The organism is Fannyhessea sp. C0108B2 (genome assembly GCF_056583915.1).
The window spans coordinates 63,509-82,845 of the sequence record NZ_JBWPJQ010000003.1; the positions used below are offsets into that span (position 1 = coordinate 63,509).

The 19,337-nt window shown below is 43.2% G+C and carries 15 protein-coding genes and 1 riboswitch; of the genes, 9 read left to right on the forward strand and 6 right to left on the reverse strand.

Annotation, left to right across the window (positions count from 1 at the left end; genetic code table 11):
- Positions 1 to 14: 14 nt before the first annotated feature.
- A complete protein-coding gene (locus AC1DBT_RS02290) occupies positions 15 to 692 on the reverse strand; it encodes an ECF transporter S component (protein WP_480018405.1) in 678 nt (225 codons plus the stop codon).
- A gap of 7 nt (positions 693 to 699) precedes the next feature.
- Positions 700 to 831, reverse strand: a riboswitch (FMN riboswitch).
- Between the two features lie 368 nt (positions 832 to 1,199).
- On the opposite strand from AC1DBT_RS02290, the gene murB reads away from it, so the two are divergent.
- Complete coding sequence (gene murB, locus AC1DBT_RS02295) at positions 1,200 to 2,126, forward strand: UDP-N-acetylmuramate dehydrogenase (RefSeq protein WP_480018406.1); 927 nt, start codon at positions 1,200 to 1,202, stop codon at positions 2,124 to 2,126.
- A 119-nt stretch (positions 2,127 to 2,245) separates the two neighbouring features.
- On the opposite strand, the gene AC1DBT_RS02300 is transcribed toward murB, so the two are convergent.
- Both AC1DBT_RS02300 and AC1DBT_RS02305 read right to left on the reverse strand, forming a co-directional pair.
- Entirely contained in the window at positions 2,246 to 3,610 is a 1,365-nt protein-coding gene (locus AC1DBT_RS02300) for a DUF711 family protein (protein WP_480018407.1), read from the reverse strand.
- 114 nt (positions 3,611 to 3,724) lie between these two features.
- Positions 3,725 to 4,516 (reverse strand): Cof-type HAD-IIB family hydrolase, encoded by a 792-nt coding sequence (locus AC1DBT_RS02305; protein WP_480018408.1) that lies wholly within the window; start codon positions 4,514 to 4,516, stop codon positions 3,725 to 3,727.
- Between the two features lie 514 nt (positions 4,517 to 5,030).
- Between AC1DBT_RS02305 and nrdD the strand changes: the two genes are divergently transcribed.
- Positions 5,031 to 7,253: an anaerobic ribonucleoside-triphosphate reductase gene (gene nrdD / locus AC1DBT_RS02310; protein WP_480018409.1), complete on the forward strand. Its 2,223-nt coding sequence runs from the start codon at positions 5,031 to 5,033 to the stop codon at positions 7,251 to 7,253.
- A 279-nt stretch (positions 7,254 to 7,532) separates the two neighbouring features.
- Positions 7,533 to 8,081 carry an anaerobic ribonucleoside-triphosphate reductase activating protein gene (gene nrdG, locus AC1DBT_RS02315; protein ID WP_048596344.1) on the forward strand — a complete coding sequence of 183 codons (549 nt, stop codon included), beginning with the start codon at positions 7,533 to 7,535 and terminating at the stop codon, positions 8,079 to 8,081.
- A 272-nt stretch (positions 8,082 to 8,353) separates the two neighbouring features.
- Here nrdG and AC1DBT_RS02320 read toward each other — a convergent pair whose 3' ends face one another.
- Entirely contained in the window at positions 8,354 to 11,377 is a 3,024-nt protein-coding gene (locus AC1DBT_RS02320) for an insulinase family protein (RefSeq protein ID WP_480018410.1), read from the reverse strand.
- A gap of 219 nt (positions 11,378 to 11,596) precedes the next feature.
- Here AC1DBT_RS02320 and AC1DBT_RS02325 point away from each other — a divergent pair, with 219 nt between their 5' ends.
- Complete coding sequence (locus AC1DBT_RS02325) at positions 11,597 to 12,601, forward strand: DMT family transporter (RefSeq protein WP_480018411.1); 1,005 nt, start codon at positions 11,597 to 11,599, stop codon at positions 12,599 to 12,601.
- A gap of 213 nt (positions 12,602 to 12,814) precedes the next feature.
- On the opposite strand, the gene AC1DBT_RS02330 is transcribed toward AC1DBT_RS02325, so the two are convergent.
- Together AC1DBT_RS02330 and AC1DBT_RS02335 are read right to left on the reverse strand one after the other, a co-directional pair.
- Positions 12,815 to 13,870, reverse strand: coding sequence for a coiled-coil domain-containing protein (locus tag AC1DBT_RS02330; RefSeq protein WP_480018412.1), 1,056 nt, complete (start codon positions 13,868 to 13,870; stop codon positions 12,815 to 12,817).
- A 162-nt stretch (positions 13,871 to 14,032) separates the two neighbouring features.
- Positions 14,033 to 14,494: a universal stress protein gene (locus tag AC1DBT_RS02335; RefSeq protein ID WP_480018413.1), complete on the reverse strand. Its 462-nt coding sequence runs from the start codon at positions 14,492 to 14,494 to the stop codon at positions 14,033 to 14,035.
- 193 nt (positions 14,495 to 14,687) lie between these two features.
- On the opposite strand from AC1DBT_RS02335, the gene AC1DBT_RS02340 reads away from it, so the two are divergent.
- From AC1DBT_RS02340 to AC1DBT_RS02360, 5 genes are all read left to right on the forward strand, one after another.
- Entirely contained in the window at positions 14,688 to 15,590 is a 903-nt protein-coding gene (locus AC1DBT_RS02340; RefSeq protein ID WP_480018414.1) for an undecaprenyl-diphosphate phosphatase, read from the forward strand.
- A gap of 300 nt (positions 15,591 to 15,890) precedes the next feature.
- Complete coding sequence (locus tag AC1DBT_RS02345; RefSeq protein ID WP_480018415.1) at positions 15,891 to 16,862, forward strand: transporter substrate-binding domain-containing protein; 972 nt, start codon at positions 15,891 to 15,893, stop codon at positions 16,860 to 16,862.
- Between the two features lie 61 nt (positions 16,863 to 16,923).
- Positions 16,924 to 17,583, forward strand: coding sequence for an ABC transporter permease subunit (locus AC1DBT_RS02350; RefSeq protein ID WP_480018416.1), 660 nt, complete (start codon positions 16,924 to 16,926; stop codon positions 17,581 to 17,583).
- Positions 17,580 to 18,443 carry an amino acid ABC transporter permease gene (locus AC1DBT_RS02355; RefSeq protein WP_006302447.1) on the forward strand — a complete coding sequence of 288 codons (864 nt, stop codon included), beginning with the start codon at positions 17,580 to 17,582 and terminating at the stop codon, positions 18,441 to 18,443. Before AC1DBT_RS02350 ends, AC1DBT_RS02355 begins: the two co-directional genes overlap by 4 nt.
- Positions 18,444 to 18,452: 9 nt before the next feature.
- On the forward strand, positions 18,453 to 19,235 hold the full coding sequence (locus tag AC1DBT_RS02360) for an amino acid ABC transporter ATP-binding protein (RefSeq protein ID WP_480018417.1): 783 nt from the start codon (positions 18,453 to 18,455) through the stop codon (positions 19,233 to 19,235).
- Positions 19,236 to 19,337: the final 102 nt, after the last annotated feature.

Consider the following 19,337-nt stretch of genomic DNA (forward strand, 5'->3'; position numbering starts at 1 on the left):
CACACGCTTAGCCTTTAGTGTTTGGTACTGCGTGTAAACGCACGCGACACAGGGACAAAAAGAACCAGCGCCAGTGCACTATTAAGCACAGATTTTATAACATTAAAGGGGATAATAAGGGGAACGATAAGACCTGTAACTGCTGCTATGGGCATACCTGTATAGAGTGGCGTTATAAGCAGATTGCCTACAATACATGCAATAATTGAACAGATACTGCCGACAAGTAATCCAACTATCAGGCTATGATGCGTTTTATGCCAACGATAGAGCAAAACTGGCGGCATGACATATGAAACCGCAGCTATAATTGCCATGATTGTTCCGTAGATGCCCGATGAAGTTGCAACATGTACAAGATAGGGGATAATGCTTATAGTTAAGCCAACAATGGGATCAAATAATAATCCTCCAAGCACGGCAATAACGCACGATGGATCGTATTTAAGATATGTGATTCCAGGCATAATAGGAAATTCTAATACAAGCGTAGAAATTGCCGAAATAGCACATAAAAGGGCTGTAATTGCAATGCGTTGTGTTGACCACCCTTGACCTCTATAGGTGCTGTTGTGCGCCGATTCAGCGTAGGCAGATTCTGATAAATTTGAATTGCAATATGCCTGTTGTGTGTCTTGAACAGGTGGTTTGTTGTTCGCGGCATCTTGAGATGGTGTTATAAAATCACGCATAGCGCTATCCTCGTTTCTTTCATCCGGACTATAACCGTTGGCCTTGGAATTTCACCAAGTCAGCCACAAAGGCTCGCGGGCTTTGTGCTGTGTGCACTATACCGCCAGTGGGGATTTGCACCCCGCCCTGAAACTTACGGTCTTACCCTATCACGGATATCATGAGTTTGTAAAGTCACGGGAACGCTCCATGTAAATACATCCATAAACCTGTTGTCAAACTGTTGTAAGAAATGCAATCACGCAACCATAAAGGTTTTATGCATGTTTATCGCCACAAAGTAGCACGGTGCACCGCGCGGTTAGCGCGTTTTACAAGGCTTCAGAACATGTTTTATCGGTATAAGCATTTACCCAGGATTATATTTATACTAAAATTTAATGAAATATGTGTCGCGTCCGAGGCTGTGTTTGCTCTTATACGGCAAGCGCCTGTTGCCTTGTGAAGATGCATATAACTGTATATCCGATGGTGAAAACCACCAAAGATAGGAGTGTGACAAAGGCATGTCTGACAGTGCCGATCATTTGCAGGCTTTAGCTGCAAAATTTCAAGCTATTGTAGGCGAGGACAACGTTGTATGTAATGAGCCCATGAGTGAGCATACAACTTTTAAAATAGGTGGTCCTGCTGATATTTTTGTTATTCCCGATACGCCCGAAGATGTTCAATCACTCGTTAAGATTTGTAAAGACGAACAAGTTCCCTATTTTATTTTAGGTCGTGGATCAGATCTGCTTGTTGGAGATGCTGGTTATCGCGGCGTTATTATTGCAATTGCAGATGGTTTAGTTAATGTTTCTATTAACGAATGTCAAATGACTTGTCAGGCAGGCGTAAGTTTGCGCGAAGCGTCAGAAATGGCATGTGAGTTAGGGCTCACTGGCTTTGAGTTTGCCTGTGGCATTCCAGGCTCTATTGGTGGTGCCTGTTTTATGAATGCAGGTGCATATGATGGGTGTATTGCCGATATTTTAACTTCTGTACGAGTACTTATGCCCGATGGAACTCTTTGCGTTATTCCAGCAGAAGAGCTTAATTTAGGTTATCGTCAGTCACGCGTAAAAGATGATGGATTAGTGGTTGTGTCGGCAACATTTACCCTACGCGAAGGCGATCCGTCTGAAATTCGTGCAAAAATGGACGATTTAACAGCAAAACGAGAAGAAAAACAACCACTTGAGTACCCCAGTGCTGGCTCAACGTTTAAGCGCCCTGTTGGCCATTTTGTAGGTCCTTTAATAACCAAGGCAGGGTTGCGTGGCTATCAATCGGGAAATGCAGCAATTTCAACTAAGCATGCTGGCTTTGTTATTAATTTAGGCGGCGCAACTGCGCGTGATGTTCATAATGTTATTGAGCATGTTCAAGCCGAAATTAAACGTCAATTTGATGTTGAACTTGAGCCCGAAGTGCGTTTCTTAGGCGAATAGCACCATCTTGAGCGCAAATTACGCTTGATGTTTTATACATAAGCCTCTCGTTTATCTACAACGAGAGGCTTTTTCTTATAATTTACGCGCTTCCTATGTAACAACATGAGCGCATGCATCTAATTTTTAAGTGAGTTTAAAGGCGCAGGGAATTGACCTTTTCGATGTGCAAAAACATTTCCTGCAAACGTGTTGAGTTTCATAACAGGAGCGGATCCAAATAATCCACCAAATTCCAGCATATCGCCCACCTTTTTTCCAAGTGCTGGAATAACGCGCACTGCAGTTGTCTTGTTGTTAATAACGCCGATTGCCATTTCATCGGCGATAAGACCAGCAATAGCCTCTGTTGAGGTGTCGCCAGGAACAGCAATCATATCAAGTCCTACCGAGCATACGCATGTCATAGCCTCAAGCTTTTCGATGGAGAGCGCACCAGTTTGCGCGGCTTTGATCATGCCGGCATCTTCAGACACAGGAATAAATGCTCCCGATAAGCCACCAACAAATGAGCTTGCCATAACTCCGCCTTTTTTAACCGCGTCGTTAAGCAGTGCAAGCGCGCAGGTTGTTCCAGGACCTCCGCATTGGCCTACGCCTATAGTTTCTAGTATTTGAGCCACCGAATCTCCTGCTTGCGGAGTTGGTGCCAACGATAGATCAACAATTCCTTTAACGGCACCTAAACGTTTTGCTGCCTCGCGGCTCATAAGCTCGCCAGTTCGTGTAATTTTGAATGCCGTTTGTTTAATTACTTCGGCAACCTCAGAAATTGAAGCCGTTTGAGGTAGTTCTTGGAGCGCCGCATGCATAACTCCAGGCCCCGATACGCCTACGTGGATAACGCAGTCGGCTTCACCGCCACCGTGTACGGCTCCCGCCATAAAGGGTGAGTCTTCAACCATGTTTGAAAAAACCACCAACTTTGTGGCGCCCAAGCATTGGTTGTCACGCGTGAGCTCGGCGCAGCGCTTAACAGTTTGTGCCATAAGCCAAACGGCATCCATATTGATTCCTGCGCGCAAGGTTGCTACGTTTACCGAGGAACAGACATGTTTTGTAGCTGCAAGTGCGTCTGGGATACTTGTAATAAGGCGCATGTCTGCTTCGCCAATACCTTTATGAACAAGCGCGGAGAATCCTCCGATAAAATCAACGCCTAACGTTTCGGCAGCTCTATCGAGGCACTGCGCAAGAGGAGTAAGATCTTTGTCCTTGCACGCAGCAGCTACGTAGGCAAGTGGTGTAACCGAGATTCGTTTATTTGCAATAGGGATGCCGTATTCACGCTCAAGATCACGCGCAACATCTACTAAGTTTTCTGCTTTAGAAACAATGCAATCGTATATTTTGGTGCACATGCGCGAGATGTTTTCATCAGCACAGGCATGCAGCGAAATACCCATGGTTATGGTGCGCAAGTCAAGATTTTGCTGGTGAACCATTGTTTGAGTTTCATATACTTCTTGAGGTGTGATTGCCATGGCGTATATTTCCCTCCCTAATATAAGCGTACTGTGTTTAAGTCGTACTATGTTTGTGTCTTACTATAACTCATGCGCGCTCGTTTGTGCACGGTGCCCGTATGTTACGTGCGATTAGATAAGTCCTAGTTGCTTGCATGCAAAATAAATGCCATCATCATCAATATCACGCGTGATGAATTCGCTTTTATCTTTAATGCTATCTTGGGCATTCCCCATAGCCACGCTATGAGCGCATACGTCAAAAATACCCATGTCATTGCCTCCGTCACCAAAGCAGATAACTTGATCGGCACTCAAATTAAAATGCTCAAGCATAATGCGTGCGCCTTTGGATTTTCCGCCTTCGCAAGGCATAACGTCGATAAATTTATCATCCCAACGCGCATATTTTAAGTCGTGCGTTTTGTCAAACATAAGATGCTCTTCGCCTGGGTAAAGATAGGCATTCAGCTGAAAGACATCGTGTGTAAGTGCGCGTGAAATATCGCGAACTTCGTAATGCTGATTGACAAACTGCTCCACATCTATAACGCGCTGACTGCGGTCGCTTACGTAATAGCAATCAAGTTCTTGAAATTGGCAAGAATATAAACCCTGTTTAACTTGAGCAACAACAATCTCTATATCGTGCTTGCTAATAGGGCATGAATATAAAACCTTGTCTTGTGCGATGCAATATTGTCCGTTAATGGTAATAGCAGCCTCAAACGGGGTGGTGTCTATAATATCAAGCATGTACGTTGGTCTACCCGTTGCCAAAATCGGCATAATGCCGCGTCGTTTAAGTTCTTTAACAGCATGAATTGCAGAAGCAGGCTCGCTATTGGTTACGTGACTTAACAGTGTTCCGTCTACATCAAAAAAAGCAGCTTTAATACCCGAAAGTTTTTTCCAAGTTCCCACAGATTCTCCTTTATCGTAGGTTACCTACGATGTACTTCTACGTCGTGCTTTTTATAGTTTTATAAGCTCGCGTATAGTGTGTAATAGATTGACATGTACTTTTAATCATACAGAACATCTGTGACGTGTGGTAGATATGCACATATCGTCAGAGTTTGTACATAAGAATGATGTTTGCAATTTTCGGTGGCCGGCACAATTGTGACCATCTTGAATATGGTCACTTTGAATGTGACCGTTTTGAATATGATGACCCTGAATATGGTTACTCTGTAAATTTTTCGCGTTCGGTTCGCTCGACTGAGCAAATTATAAGCACTGAACAGCGGCTTCCATATAAGCCCTTTTTGTCAATACCTAAAATAAAGAAAAATTCACAAGATATTGGGGAAATTCGCTTGCATTAACACTACAGGTTGTGGCAAGATAGAACACGCACACAAAGTATCTCTTATGAGACTGTGCAAAATTTGATGTACATAAACTTTTATTTTTTTTGCGTTGAGGAGCAACCATGAAGATTATTAAGCGCAATGGTTCTGAAGTGGAGTTTAACCTTCACAAAATCATAAACGCTATTTCTGCAGCCAATAAAGAAGTCACCGAAGACGAGCGTCTAACCGAGCGCGAGATCACCTTTGCTTCTCTTAACGTAGAAGATCTGTGTAAAAATGCTGGTCATACGGTTACGGTTGAAGAAATCCAGGATATGGTTGAAGACCAAATTATGGCGCTTAACCATTTTAGTGTTGCACGTAAATACATCATTTATCGTTATGTACAAGCGCAGAAGCGCCACCGCAACACAACAGATGACACCATCTTGTCACTTATTGAATCAAACAACGAAGAAGTTAAGCAAGAAAACTCCAACAAGAATCCTTCCGTTGTTTCGGTTCAGCGCGATTATATGGCAGGAGAAGTTTCAAAAGACCTGGCAATGCGTGAGCTGTTGCCGCAAGATGTTGTTCAAGCGCATAAAGATGGACTCATTCATTTTCATGATGCTGATTATTATGCCCAGCACATGCATAACTGTGATCTGGTTAATCTCGATGACATGCTGCAAAACGGTACAGTTATTTCGGGAACTATGATCGAAAAACCACATAGCTTTTCTACTGCCTGCAACATTGCAACGCAGATCATAGCTCAAGTTGCATCGTCACAATATGGCGGTCAGTCTATTTCCCTTGCTCATTTAGCACCTTTTATTGAGGTATCTCGTAAAAAAATACGTGGTCAGGTTTTAGCCGAGCTTGAGCTTATTGGAGCTCAACCCAATGAAGATAAAGTTAACGATTTGGTTGAAAAGCGCCTGCGTGAAGAGGTTTCGCGTGGTGTGCAAACTATTCAGTATCAAGTTGTTACGCTTATGACCACCAATGGTCAAGCGCCCTTTATTACCGTATTTATGTATCTTAACGAGGCGCGCAACGAGCAAGAAAAGAAAGATCTGGCGCTGTGTATTGAAGAAATGCTCAAGCAACGTTATCAAGGTGTAAAGAACGAGGCAGGCGTATGGATTACTCCTGCATTCCCTAAGCTGATTTATGTGCTTGAAGACGACAACATTCATGAAGATGATCCATATTTCTATCTTACAAAATTAGCTGCAAAGTGCTCTGCACGTCGTTTGGTTCCCGATTACATTTCCGAGAAAAAGATGCGCGAGTATAAGCTCTCTACAGGTGAAAAAGTAGGACATGGAGATGTGTTTACCTGCATGGGATGCCGCTCATTTTTAACGCCCGATCGTTCCAAAGGTGGATACAACAACATTGCCAATGCTCAAAACTATGTTGAGGGTAAGCCAAAGTATTATGGCCGCTTTAATCAAGGAGTTGTAACCATCAACCTTCCTGACGTTGCGCTTTCTTCGGGTGGCAATATGGATAAGTTCTGGAAGATATTTGATGAGCGTTTGGAGCTTTGCCATCGTGCGCTTCGTTGCCGTCACGATCGCCTCTGTGGAACGCTTTCGGATGCAGCGCCTATTTTGTGGCAATATGGAGCGCTTGCTCGTCTTAAAAAGGGCGAAGTTATAGATAAGCTGCTCTACGATGGATATTCTACTATTTCGCTGGGATATGCTGGTTTGTATGAGTGCGTTAAATATATGACCGGGCATAGTCACACCGATAAAGAGGCAACTCCATTTGCACTTGCGGTTATGCAGCGCATGGATGATAAGTGCGACGAATGGAAACAAGCAGAAAATATCGACTACTCGCTGTATGGCACGCCACTTGAGTCCACTACATACAAGTTTGCAAAAGCACTTCAGAAGCGATTTGGTATTATTAAGGGCATTACCGATCATGGATATGTTACTAATTCGTACCATGTGAACGTTCGTGAGAAAATTGATGCGTTTACTAAGCTTAAATTTGAAAGCGAATTTCAACGTTTGTCACCAGGAGGAGCAATCTCTTATGTTGAGGTTCCTAACTTGCAAGACAATTTGGAAGCTGTTATTCGCGTAATCCAGTATATTTACGAAAATATTATGTATGCCGAACTTAATACCAAAAGCGACTATTGCCAAAATTGTGGTTACGATGGGGAAATCCAAATCAAAGAAGATGACGGAAAACTCATTTGGGAATGTCCCAACTGCAAGAATAGGGATCAGACTAAAATGAATGTTGCGCGTCGTACCTGTGGATATATTGGAACGCAGTTCTGGAATCAAGGTCGTACCCAAGAGATAAAAGATCGCGTGTTACACTTATAAACACAAGATGTATCCCTCCTAAGACGCATGAGTGTTGTTGGGAGGGATATTTATATATGTTGGAGTGGGGAGGGGTAGACACCCTTCACGCTTTGTCTTAAAGCGTTTTGTCAGTTGAACGTGTCTTTGGGTAGGGTGTAAACCTTGCCTTTGAGCGAAGAACATGCTTTGTTATTGCGCTGGTGTGCTCCGTGCTTTGATTTTGCATGCGGACATGTAATCGTGAGATGTAAACGATGCTTTCTACAAGATGTAGGTATGTAGTGAACAGGAACGAATGTGAATTACGCCACCATTAAATATTGTGATGTTGCCAATGGTACTGGCGTAAGAACCGTTTTGTTTGTTTCTGGTTGCCGTCTGCATTGCCCATTTTGTTTTAATGAGGCAGCGTGGAATTTTCATGCGGGAACTCCATTTACCAAAGACGTTGAAGATACTATTATCGAAAGCTTAAAGCCGGTGTACATAGACGGTTTATCGGTTTTGGGGGGAGAACCCACCGAGCCCGAGAATCAAGAGGGTTTGGTAGACTTCATGGAGCGCGTTCGCAATCTGTTTCCTAAAAAAAGTATATGGATGTATACCGGTCACACCTGGGATCAGCTTATGCCTGGAGGTTGCCAATATACGCCTTTTACCATGAGAATCCTTAAAACGCTTGATGTTTTAGTTGACGGCCCTTTTATTCAAGCACAAAAAGATATAACGTTGAGATTTAGAGGTTCAGCAAATCAACGTTTAATAGATGTACCTCAATCTTTAGCGCAAAATCGCGTTATTTTGTGGCACGATGATCCGCTTTTTGATTCGCACACGTGGGATTAGCGTGTGTATTGTGACGGCGCACTGTAACATTGCGCTGTAATATCGTGCTGTGACGACGTGTTGTTCCGCCGTATTGTGACATTTTAGATGAAACGCACGAATAACACGCATGAAATAAAACGTATAAAATAACACGCAAAAAATAACGAACACGAAATACCACATCCGCTCACTCAAAAAATAAAACCTACCTAAGCACGTGTGATTTGGCTGAGGTAGGTTTTTAAAACTCGTTTATTGTATTGAGTTTAACTATATAAGTTTATATGCGTTTATGCGTCGATGAGCTTGACCACCTTATCAAACACAACATCGGATGTGTCAACGCTTTCTTGCGAGCCAAACACGCATACATTCATGTTTTGGGCATCGTCTACCCATTTTGTTGCAAGGTCGTGTATGTCTTTGCTTGTGCAGGTGAGCTGACTCGCGCGAATCATTTCTTGCCAGTTTTGTGGTTTATGACTTAAAATTTCAGAATCTTGGCGGCGTGCTTGAGCGTAGGGTTTAATCGGCGCGTCAAGTGACGCCGTGCACGAAACAATATAGCCTTCAAGCTCACTTTGTGTTGGATTCCATGCGCGCAACCATTCAAAGCTTTTAGCATAGGTTGTAAGTGTTGTGTCAATAGAGGGGTCGCGATATGACCAAAATCGGCTATACCCATAAGCTGTGCGCGTAAATCCGCATCCATATGCTCCGCTTAACACGCGAACATTATTCCATAGGTAGTCAAGCGACAAAACGCGCGCGCTTATAAGTGAAGCGCCAATTGTTTGTGCGTCAAAATGAACGTCTGCGCAATCGGCACCCACAAAATTGACGTGTGAAGGTATAATAAACGCTTCGTTTTGTGGATGAAGTGCAGGTATGCTCAATACATTTTTAGAGCTGTGCTCCTCGCGTGCATTTTGCGAGCCCTCGCCTACAAATTGCATACGATGGCTTATAAAACGCTGATAGTCGTCTTTTGATCCGGTAAAGCTTACTTGTACATTGTTTGCGGTAAAAAGCGTTTGCGCAAGTTGTGACAACTTTTTTGCTACGCTTTGTTTTGATGATTCCCAGTTGTCCAAAAGCTCTTTTAAGAACATGTAATGAGAAACGCCTTCAATTTGATCTACTAACGCTGCACTTGGAATGCGTTTTGACGCAAGCCTTTCGGATACACATGCGTGACCGGAAGAAATAAAGCCCTGCTCCATGCTTATTTTGCGTTGAGTGAGCAAAGACTTAATCTTATCAAGTTCACTAAATTGTGTGTTCGTCCAAATATCGCTTGGCAACTCAATGAGGTGGTTGATATTCTCACTCAGTGCGCTTGCATGCACAACAAAGTAAGGATAAACCTTTGAGAGATCATTAAAATTATGATATATACTACAAAACGCTGAACATTCGCCCAGCTCACGCTCGCAAGCAACGTCAAGTTCATCGGCACTGTACGTTGAAGTTGAAAGCTTACCAAGAACTTCTTGCAAAATGCCTACATAACACATATCGCGGTATTCAATACAGCTGAGGTCAAAATAAGCATACAGATATGCAATTTGATGAGTAGCAATATCGTGATATAGATACGAGATATTGTGGTGTTGCTCAAGCTGAACAGGTGTTTCTTTGGGCGCCGCGTCAATATCGCTTACGTGGAGTTGCGGAAGCGTTGCCAGCGCATCGGGGGAATCTGGGGTTTCCTGCAGACGTTTAAGCTCCTGCGTATGAGCAATCAGCTGTTTAATTTCTTCATCAGAGCTTGCATCTTTGAGTTTTTGTAATTTCTGTTCTTCAGTAGTATCCGTATCTGCTACTGCAATGAGCTCAACTTCGGCATTATGCGTACTTTTGCATATAATGCTTTCCAGTAGCTTTTCAAAGTAGCCGTTTTCAAGCCCCGCCTTCATCTCGTCAATGCCCTGTTGATAGCGCAAATAATCAAGTGCTGCTGCGTCGTTATACAACCAGCCGTTAAGAGCTTGAATTGAAATAGCAACGCCGTCGCTATAGTTATCCCAGTCGCCTTCACGTAGGATAAACTCGGTTTGCGAAAGTGCTGCCTGAATACGATCTTTATCAAGTCCTGTTTGTGCATATTGAGCGCACTTTGTTTCGATAAGCTCGCGAAACTTATGCGCACTTTGAGGACGCGCTCCTTTGAGCTGGAAAATGAGTTGTGGCTGCAAGCACCCGTCTACTACGGCACAACTTACGTCGCTGCCTAATCCTGCATCCAAAACTGCCTTTTTCAAAGGGCTTTCGTTGGTTGAACAAAGTACATCGCTTATGATTGACGCCGCCAGAACGCGGTTTCTGTCTTGATATGTGCCAATCACATAACCAAGATTGATAACCGCATTGTCAGGCGTTGTTTTCATAGTAAATTGCGTGAGTTCGGGCGTGACGCTCTTTTGAAGTTCAAGTTTGTTAGGAGCTTGTTGCGTGCGCTCGTCTGCGTGCATAAAATGTTCGTTGATTTTATTAAGCATGGCATCTATGGATAAGTTGCCATACAAAATGGTATAGCTATTATCAAGTTTGTAATGGCGCGCGTGTGCGTCTAAAAATGCCTCATAGCTTAAATCGGGGATATGGTTAATATCGCCCCCCGACACATATTTATAGCAGGTATCGGGGAATAAAGCCTCGTTGAGTTTGTGATAAGCCATGGTATCGGGGTTTGATAGGCTTCCTCGCATTTCGTTAAGAACAACTCCGTTATACGAAAATGGACTTTGTGGATCTTGCGCCTCAAGATGCCAGCCTTCTTGTTCAAAAATATGAGGCTCATGGTAAATATTGGGGTGCAAAACCGCATCTAAATAAATATCGGTGAGGTTCATGAGGTCTTTTTGGTTGGTACTTGATACTGGATAGATGGTTTTGTCGGGGAACGTCATTGCATTTAAAAACGTTTGCATGCTAGTTTTAAGCAGGTGAACAAAGGGCTCCTTAACACGATATTTTTGTGAGCCGCAAAGTACCGAGTGCTCAAGTATGTGAAATACCCCCGTTGAGTTGGTAGGGGGTGTTTTAAAACCAATGGTAAACGACTTATTATTATCGGCGCATGCAATCCAAAGCGCACGAGCTTTGGAAGGCTTGTGGGTAAATATATATGCGTATCCGTTTAATTCGGAAAGTTCTTGTACGTCTATAACCTCAAAATTATGATGGACTGTTCCAATGGCAAGTGCAGCTATTGGCTGCGTAAAATCTTGTACAGACTGGTGTGTGTCCAAATGGGCATCTAATTTATTTTGATGGTTAGCAGCGTGGTTGTGTGCATGAACGGTATGCATGTGCACTCCTTATCGAATGTATGTTTTGAAGTTATTGTACAGGATTGCCAAGCATACCGCCGATTATTCGTGAACCTCACATATGAATGTTGTGAAGGTCGTTAAAAGTTTGAGTAAGCGGGCAAACACTACGATATGTTTATAAACGTATTTATATAAAAAATCTTGTATAAAATATGCGCTTAGTGATTGATGGCGGCGCGCACATAAGAGGAGGAAGTGTTGAATCGTCAACATGTGGATGCTTTATCAGAACATGTAGAAGAATATCGGTCACATGGTTGGCGTCTCTTGCGTGCGTCTTATTATAAAGATACGTTGCAACCCGCGTTTATGCGTTTTAAAGCACAACATCGACTGGCGTATGGTATTGTGCTTACGCTTTTAGGCGGAAGTCTTTGGGGCATGAATGCAACACTTTCTAAAGTTATTATGGATACCTATGCGGTAACTCCGATGTGGCTGGCATGCGTGCGCGAAATTTTTACCGCAATATTGTTTTTAGGCCTTGCCAATAGGCAAACGCCGCGCCAACTGCGCGCCGCGCTTCACTCAAAACATGCGCTCATCATGATGGTTGTGATGGCGTTTGATGTGATTTTGCTTTCTCAAGTGTCGTATCTTGAGGCAATTTTTTGGACCAATTCGGCAACTGCTACTATTTTGCAAAATCTAGGCGTGGTTTTAGTTATGCTCTATGTGTGCATTACCAATAAGCGCATGCCACGCTGCCGTGAAGCGTGGGGGTTGTGTTTAGCTGTTGTTGGCACGTATTTTATCTCAACAGGTGGTGACCCAACACAGCTTAAGCTGCCACTTGAAGGTCTTGCATGGGGTATGGTGTGTGCAACTGCTGCTGCGATTTTGGCAATTCAACCAATTAAGCTTATGAACCGTTACGGAAATTTTGTAGTAAATGGCCTTGCATTTTTATGTGCAGGTCTTATGCTTGCGTGTTATGTGCAACCGTGGAATTCTATTCCTCATTTTGGGGTAACAGGAACGCTCTATCTTGTTTTTACGGTTGTTTTAGGAACGTTTGGAGCGTATGCGCTCTTTCTTGAAGGCGTTAAAGAAGTTGGCTCGGTTAAAGGCGTTATGTTAGGAACAAGCGAGCCGCTGGCTGCAACAATCTCAACTGCGCTGGTAATGGGTACGATGTTTTCTCCTGGTGAACGATTTGGCTTTGCACTTATCATTATTATGGTGTTCTTAACTGCATAAGCTTTGTGGATCTGCTTGTAAAACATAAACACATGCAAAAACAAAAACGCCAAAGAGAAGCCGTATAAAACAGCACGCTTCAAGATTAAGCTGATCAAAGCACTGTTCATAGCTGTCCAAAACAGAAATCCTGAGTTCAAAAACACCCCTTTAATTTGAGCGTAAGCATACAAATTAAAGGGGTGTAGTATTGCTATCGGATGTTATTAACCGCTATATACGGCTCATTTCTTCGCTGCAACGGCTGTACCAAAAATCAGCATTAGGCGGACAGTATTTACGTGCTGCAGAGGGAGTAAGTCCTCCGCCATATCCTCGTGCGAGGCCCGAAACATGCGCTCTAATAGCGGTGTCCCAGTCGCCCCAGCTTGCATTGCCCCAGCCCCAAGCGTTATGCGGTCTAAAGCAATACGCACCTTTGGAGCTTTCGACCATAGAAATTGCTGGCGACCATCGAGGGTCAACGCCGCTATCCCATGCTGCTTCGGCAAAGGTTTTGCCATGTCCTGCAAGAGGAGAGCCGCTTAAATATGAATTGATACGACCCGACCATTTAGCAACAAATGAATCACGGTCACTACTCATATTTACCTGCGATAACGGTGAAGTTGGCGCATCTACCGTAACGGTATTGCCCGATGCTGTGGTAAACGTTGCGCCTTCGGCTTGGCGAGCCTTTTCTTCGGCTTCTTTTGCAGCGGCCGCTTCGGCTTCTGCACGTGCAGCAGCTGCTTGTTGAGCGCGCGTACGTGCCTCTATTGCCTTATTCATAGTTGCAGAAGCATTTTCAACTGCCTCGTCTTTTGCTTTTTTATCTTGCTCAAGCTCTTTTTGCGTGTTTTTAACATCGTTAACAGTTTCAAGTAATTTGCTGACTGCATCATTATTTTTTGTTTGAATAATATTTAGGTACTGCATGAGCGATATGAAGCTGTTAAAATCAGGCGCCGATAAAAGCATTTCAACCAAAGACGAACCCGATCTACTCATTCGATACATGGTACGAATAGAAAGCGCCGCTTGAGCTTTAAGCTCGGGTAATTGCTGCTGCAGCTCTTGCAACTTTGCATTATTTTCCTGAACGTGCTGCTCTGCTTCGGTTGCTTGTTCTTGTGCTTGTCGTAAGGCGTCTGCCGATTGTTCCACCTCTTGTTGTAGCTGCTCAATTGTGCCGTCATCAGTTTGATCTGCAAATACCATACATGTAGATGAACAAATGACACAAACAGACAACAATACAGAGACAAAACCATGCCATGCTTTATGCATTGTGATGATCTCCTGTAACTCCGGCATATGGATTGACGCCGGTTCGCTCTAGTTCACTATATCTGTTGCAGTTTTGCGAATTTATATTCTACCTTAAATATGTCACTCTCATCTACTTTCCATGTGAGCATGGACATTATATGGAAGTTTATATATGAATATCTACTTAATAACAAGCGTATCGCATTTGGGATATCTGACTAAAAACGTAGAAATTGAGCCCAAAAGTGCATATTTAATCGAAGAAAGTCCGCGCGCACCGCAGATAATCAAATCGGGGTTAACTATATCGAGCATGTCTTCTTTAAGTGTTTCACGAATACGACCTGCGCGAATGATTACACGTACACCTTGTATGCCTTTATCTGCTTTGAGATCTTCTACCTGCTTGGCTATTGAAGACTTAAAGCCTTCTTCTAGGCCCTGCAAAATATCAGCAGGATATGTGCTTGCAGTTTCGAGTGCAGACGCGTCTATAACATGACCGATAACCAATTCAGCATGGTAGTTACGTGCAAATTCAGCAGCTTTTTGGAGTACGTAATCTTGATGCTCACATCCATCAAGCGCCACAAAGATGGTTGAGTAGCCAAGTTTTTCTTGAGCGGTTTCTTGGATAGACATATATCCTCCTTAACTGTGCAACTAACCATGTACGGATATACTGGTCATGAGATGCTATTCTTGTGGGCAAGTTTATATGATTCTAAGCGTTTTTTGTGTCACATTTTTGTTAACGGTAAAAATCGTTCTGTAAAAGTTATGCTAAAGCAAGCAAATTAGCACTATAAGGCACTACAAATATATAAGGAGTATCATGTCCGCCATTATTGAACTTTTAAAAGCACTGTTATTTGGAATTGTAGAAGGCATTACCGAGTGGCTTCCTATCTCCTCAACAGGTCATATGCTTTTACTCGAAAAATTTGTAGTTCTTGATGTATCGCCAGCGTTTTGGCATATGTTTTTGGTAGTTATACAGCTTGGTGCAATTTTGGCGGTATGCGTGTCCTTTTTTAAAGAGCTTAACCCGTTTGCTTTTGCGCTCACCAAAGCGCAGCGAAATTCCATTTGGGCTATGTGGGCAAAAATTATAGTTGCCTGTATACCTGCAGCGGTTATAGGTATTCCTTTGGACGATTGGATGGACGAGCATCTTGGGAGTCCGTTTGTGATTGCCGCTGCACTTGTTGTATACGGTGTTGTGTTTTTGTGCCTCAAAGATTCGCAGGGAGATCTTTCTGTGCGCGCTGCTAAACATGCAAAAGTTGAGTCGTCCGCGTTACAAAAGCGTACGTTTTTAGACAAACGTGTTACAACGCAGACTATGGATAAGTTGAGTTGGAAACAAACTATTGGAATTGGATGTTTTCAGGTGCTTTCTATTATTCCAGGTACTTCACGGTCTGGTTCCACAATTATTGGCGCACTGCTTATGGGCTGTTCGCGGAGCGTTGCCGCGCAATTTACGTTTTATTTAGCGGTTCCTGTTATGGTGGGGGCGTCGGGATTGCGCCTGGTAAAGTTTTTCATAAAGGGAAATACGTTTTCGGCTATGGAAGCATCTACGTTGGTAGTAGGCTGTTTAGTAGCGTTTTTAGTGTCTATGGCTGTTGTTAAGTTTCTTATGGGCTATATTAAACGCCATGATTTTTCGCTTTTTGGTTGGTATCGAATTATGCTAGGTATTTGTGTTGCTGTGTATTTCTGGCTTATGTAATTAAGCTGATTATATACAAAGTATGCATAATTATGCCATAAAATATCTTAAATTTCGTATCTAAATCCATAATTATTACGTGTTCATGTAGGTCGTGTGAGTTTAACGTTTCAGGTTAGAAAAATTATAGGTCTGAGCGCACGGATACAATATTTGTCAGGTACTATAGATAACCACATACGCCGTAATCGTTGTGTGCCTGCATATTTTCGCACATAACGGTCGTATATAAGTATTCGTAACGCTTTGTTGTAGGCTTGGGATACAAGCCTATAGATGTAAGCAAAAGGAGGTAGCAATATGGCGTTTTCGTTATTCAACACTTCGGTCACAAGACGACAAGCTCTTCGCTTAGGTTTGGGCGGAGCATGTTGTTTGGTTGGATTATCTCAAGCAGCCTGTACACCACAAGATGTTGCTCCCTCACAAGAACAGCCAACAGTTAAAGGTATCGATAAAGAAGCATTTGACGCGCTTATTGCGCAAGGTCCTGTGGCTTCGCAAGCCGATATTGACAAAAGCACATGGGCAAGCCAGGTGGCAAAAGCACAAAAGCTTCGTGTTGGTGGTGTAAAAACTTCTATTCTATTTGCATCTCTTGACGAAGCCGATGGGAAAATTCGTGGTTTTGATGCAGGTTTGGTTTCATTGCTTACGCGCTATGTCTTAGGTGATGAGTCAAAGAGCGATCTTACCTTGGTTACGTCTAATACGCGTGAGTCGGTTCTTCAAAACGAGCAGGTTGATGTTGTATTTGCAACGTATTCCATAACGGATGCTCGCAAAAAAGCTGTGTCATTTGCAGGCCCTTATTATTCTACACAACAAGGGATTATGGTTGCTCAGTCCAACACTACTATTAATGGGTTGTCCGATCTTGCTCAGAAAAACGTTGCCGCGCAGTCGGGTTCTACAGGCCCTACGATTTTAGAGCAGCTTGCGCCCGAGGCAAAAGTTCAAGAGTTTACTACCGACGAAGAGGCTCGAAATGCACTTTCGCAAGGTAGAGTAGACGCCTATGTTATTGATGAAACTATGCAACGCGGTTCAATTGTTAGAAATCCAGGCAAATACAAGCTGGTAGGAGAGTCTTTTGGCCCGGTTGATTATTACGGCATTGGACTTCCTCTTAACAGCGATGGTGTTGATTTTGTTAACACGTTCCTTAAAAAGGTTGAAGATGCTGGTTTATGGGCAGAACTATGGAAAGTTGCAATTGGCAACCGCACCGAGGCTACCAAAGTGCCTACTCCACCTTCAATAGGAGTATAGGCTCGTAAAGATACGCCTTGTTAAGTTATAGCATCGTACAGTTGTTCATAAGCGAGGAATAATGGGATTTCAAGAATTATGGGCTGCGTATGGTTCGATGTATCTAATGGCGTGGACAGTTACTATGAAGATGGCACTTATTTCGTATGTAAGTGCCACTCTTCTTGGATGCATTGTTTCGATTATGCGTATAAGCCCTATTTATCCACTGCGTTTAACAGGGGATGCGTACATACATATATTTCGTAATATACCTGCAATTTCTTTACTTGTCATTGTGGTTTATGCTCTTCCAAATTTAAAGATTATTTTGCCGTATGACGCTTGTGTTATGGTAACGGCAGCACTCATTGGTGCAGCATTTGCTTCGGAAAATATTATGACAGGCATCAATACCATTGCATTAGGCCAAATTGAGGCAGCTCGATCACTTGGCTTTACGTTTATGCAGAGTTTAAAGGCTGTTATTTTGCCCCAAGCGTTGCGTTCGTGCGTGCTTCCTATGACTAATCTTTTGATTGCGCTGATATTAACTACGGCAATTGCTTCTCAGGTGCCGCTAGTTCCGCAGGAGCTTACCGGACTGGTTTCCTACATTAACACGCGCGCCGTAGGTGGAGTTGCTGCATTTGCCATATCCGCCTTTGGCTACGTCTCTGCTTCAATTGTGGTTGCATATGCAGGAAACAAACTGGACAGGATGGTGAGAATTAAGCGATGAATACTAATTCTTACACATCGGTTCGTGACGCGCTCTTTGAGCAGCCTGGCCCTAAAACCAAACGGTTGGTTTCAATTATCACCTTTGTGTCTTTAATTGTGCTTGCGGCATTTGTGGCAAGTATTGTGTATCGTTTTTACATAACCGGTCAATTGGCACCTCGATTTTGGAATTTCTTTTTGTTACCCACAACGTGGATCTTTTTATTACAAGGTCTTGTTGGTACGCTTTCGATTGCTCTCGTAGCAGGAGTTCTTTCTTTATTGCTTGGTCTTGTGCTTATGCTTTGCCGTATAAGTCATAACCGTTTTCTTAAGATTCCAGCACGTATATGTATCGATTTCTTCCGTGGAGTGCCAAGTCTTTTACTTATTTACTTTTGTTTCTTGGTAATTCCGCAATACGGTATTAAAATGCCTTCGTTTTGGATGATTGCGCTACCTGTGGCGTGTGCCGCGGCAGCTGTTTTGGCGGAGGTCTTTCGCTCGGGCGTACATGCTGTTGCAAAAGGTCAAAAGGAAGCAGCGTATGCGCTTGGCTTTACTCGTGCCCAAGTGTTACAAAAGGTTGTTTTGCCGCAGGCAATTCGCTACGTTATTCCAGCGCTTATAGCGCAGCTCGTTGTTGTTGTGAAAGACACTACGGTTGCCTATGTTGTAAGTTATCCCGATTTGTTGCAAAACGCACGGGTTCTTATCACCAATTACGATGCACTTGTTTCGGTGTATTTGATCGTTGCGCTTATCTATATTGCAATTAACTGGTCGCTTAACAACATTTCTAAGTGGTATACCAAAAAGACAAGCGTGCCGGTGTCAAGCTCAAAAGTTGATTTGTCGGTTGAAATGAGCGAAATTTAGGGAGTCGGTATGGAAGATATAAAACAAGCCGAAGGAACGCCAAAATCCTCTCAGGATATTCCTGTTGTTGAGTTTAAATCGGTGAATAAGTATTTTGGTAAATTACATGTATTAAAAGACATAAACCTCTCTATTAAAGCAGGTGAAGTGGTTGTAATTATTGGCCCTTCTGGTTCGGGAAAGTCTACCTTATGTAGAACAATTAATCGCCTTGAAACCATTGATTCGGGCTCGATACTGCTTGATGGCGAGCCTTTGCCTCAAGAGGGAAAAGAACTTGCAGCAATGAGAAGTCGTATTGGCATGGTTTTTCAGTCGTTTAACTTGTTTGCACATAAAAGCATCCTCGATAACGTGTGCATGGCGCCAATTGCCGTTCTTAAACGACCAAAAGACGAGGTACAAGCTGAAGCTTTAAAGCTTTTAAAGCGCGTAGGTGTAGAAGCACAAGCACACAAAGTTCCTGCCCAGCTTTCTGGTGGTCAGCAGCAACGTGTGGCAATTGCTCGCTCGCTTGCAATGCACCCCGAAGTTATGCTGTTTGATGAGCCTACCAGTGCACTTGACCCTGAGATGATTAACGAAGTACTGGATGTTATGGTTTCGTTGGCAAAAGAGGGCATGACCATGGTTGTTGTAACCCATGAGATGAATTTTGCTGCCCGTGTTGCCGATCGAATTGTGTTTATGGCTGATGGACAAATTTTGGAGGAAGCTTCTCCACAAGAATTCTTTGCCCAGCCAAAAACCCAGCGTGCGCAGGACTTTTTGGACTCTATTACCAATCACTAAGCATACAATTCCAATTAATGTCGCGCCATGCGTGTAAACTAAAAAAGAAATAGTAGTGTAGTGGCTGCATATTTTATGTAGCCACCATTTGATTTTGGAGAT

Coding starts and splice junctions, on each gene's coding strand:
- nrdD (WP_480018409.1), top strand. CDS start 5,031: ATGAAGATTATTAAGCGCAATGGTTCTGAAGTGGAGTTTAACCTTCAC.
- AC1DBT_RS02345 (WP_480018415.1), top strand. CDS start 15,891: ATGGCGTTTTCGTTATTCAACACTTCGGTCACAAGACGACAAGCTCTT.
- AC1DBT_RS02290 (WP_480018405.1), bottom strand. CDS start 692: ATGCGTGATTTTATAACACCATCTCAAGATGCCGCGAACAACAAACCA.
- AC1DBT_RS02300 (WP_480018407.1), bottom strand. CDS start 3,610: ATGGCAATCACACCTCAAGAAGTATATGAAACTCAAACAATGGTTCAC.
- AC1DBT_RS02340 (WP_480018414.1), top strand. CDS start 14,688: ATGTCCGCCATTATTGAACTTTTAAAAGCACTGTTATTTGGAATTGTA.
- AC1DBT_RS02335 (WP_480018413.1), bottom strand. CDS start 14,494: ATGTCTATCCAAGAAACCGCTCAAGAAAAACTTGGCTACTCAACCATC.
- AC1DBT_RS02320 (WP_480018410.1), bottom strand. CDS start 11,377: ATGCATACCGTTCATGCACACAACCACGCTGCTAACCATCAAAATAAA.
- murB (WP_480018406.1), top strand. CDS start 1,200: ATGTCTGACAGTGCCGATCATTTGCAGGCTTTAGCTGCAAAATTTCAA.
- AC1DBT_RS02355 (WP_006302447.1), top strand. CDS start 17,580: ATGAATACTAATTCTTACACATCGGTTCGTGACGCGCTCTTTGAGCAG.
- AC1DBT_RS02350 (WP_480018416.1), top strand. CDS start 16,924: ATGGGATTTCAAGAATTATGGGCTGCGTATGGTTCGATGTATCTAATG.
- AC1DBT_RS02330 (WP_480018412.1), bottom strand. CDS start 13,870: ATGCATAAAGCATGGCATGGTTTTGTCTCTGTATTGTTGTCTGTTTGT.
- AC1DBT_RS02360 (WP_480018417.1), top strand. CDS start 18,453: ATGGAAGATATAAAACAAGCCGAAGGAACGCCAAAATCCTCTCAGGAT.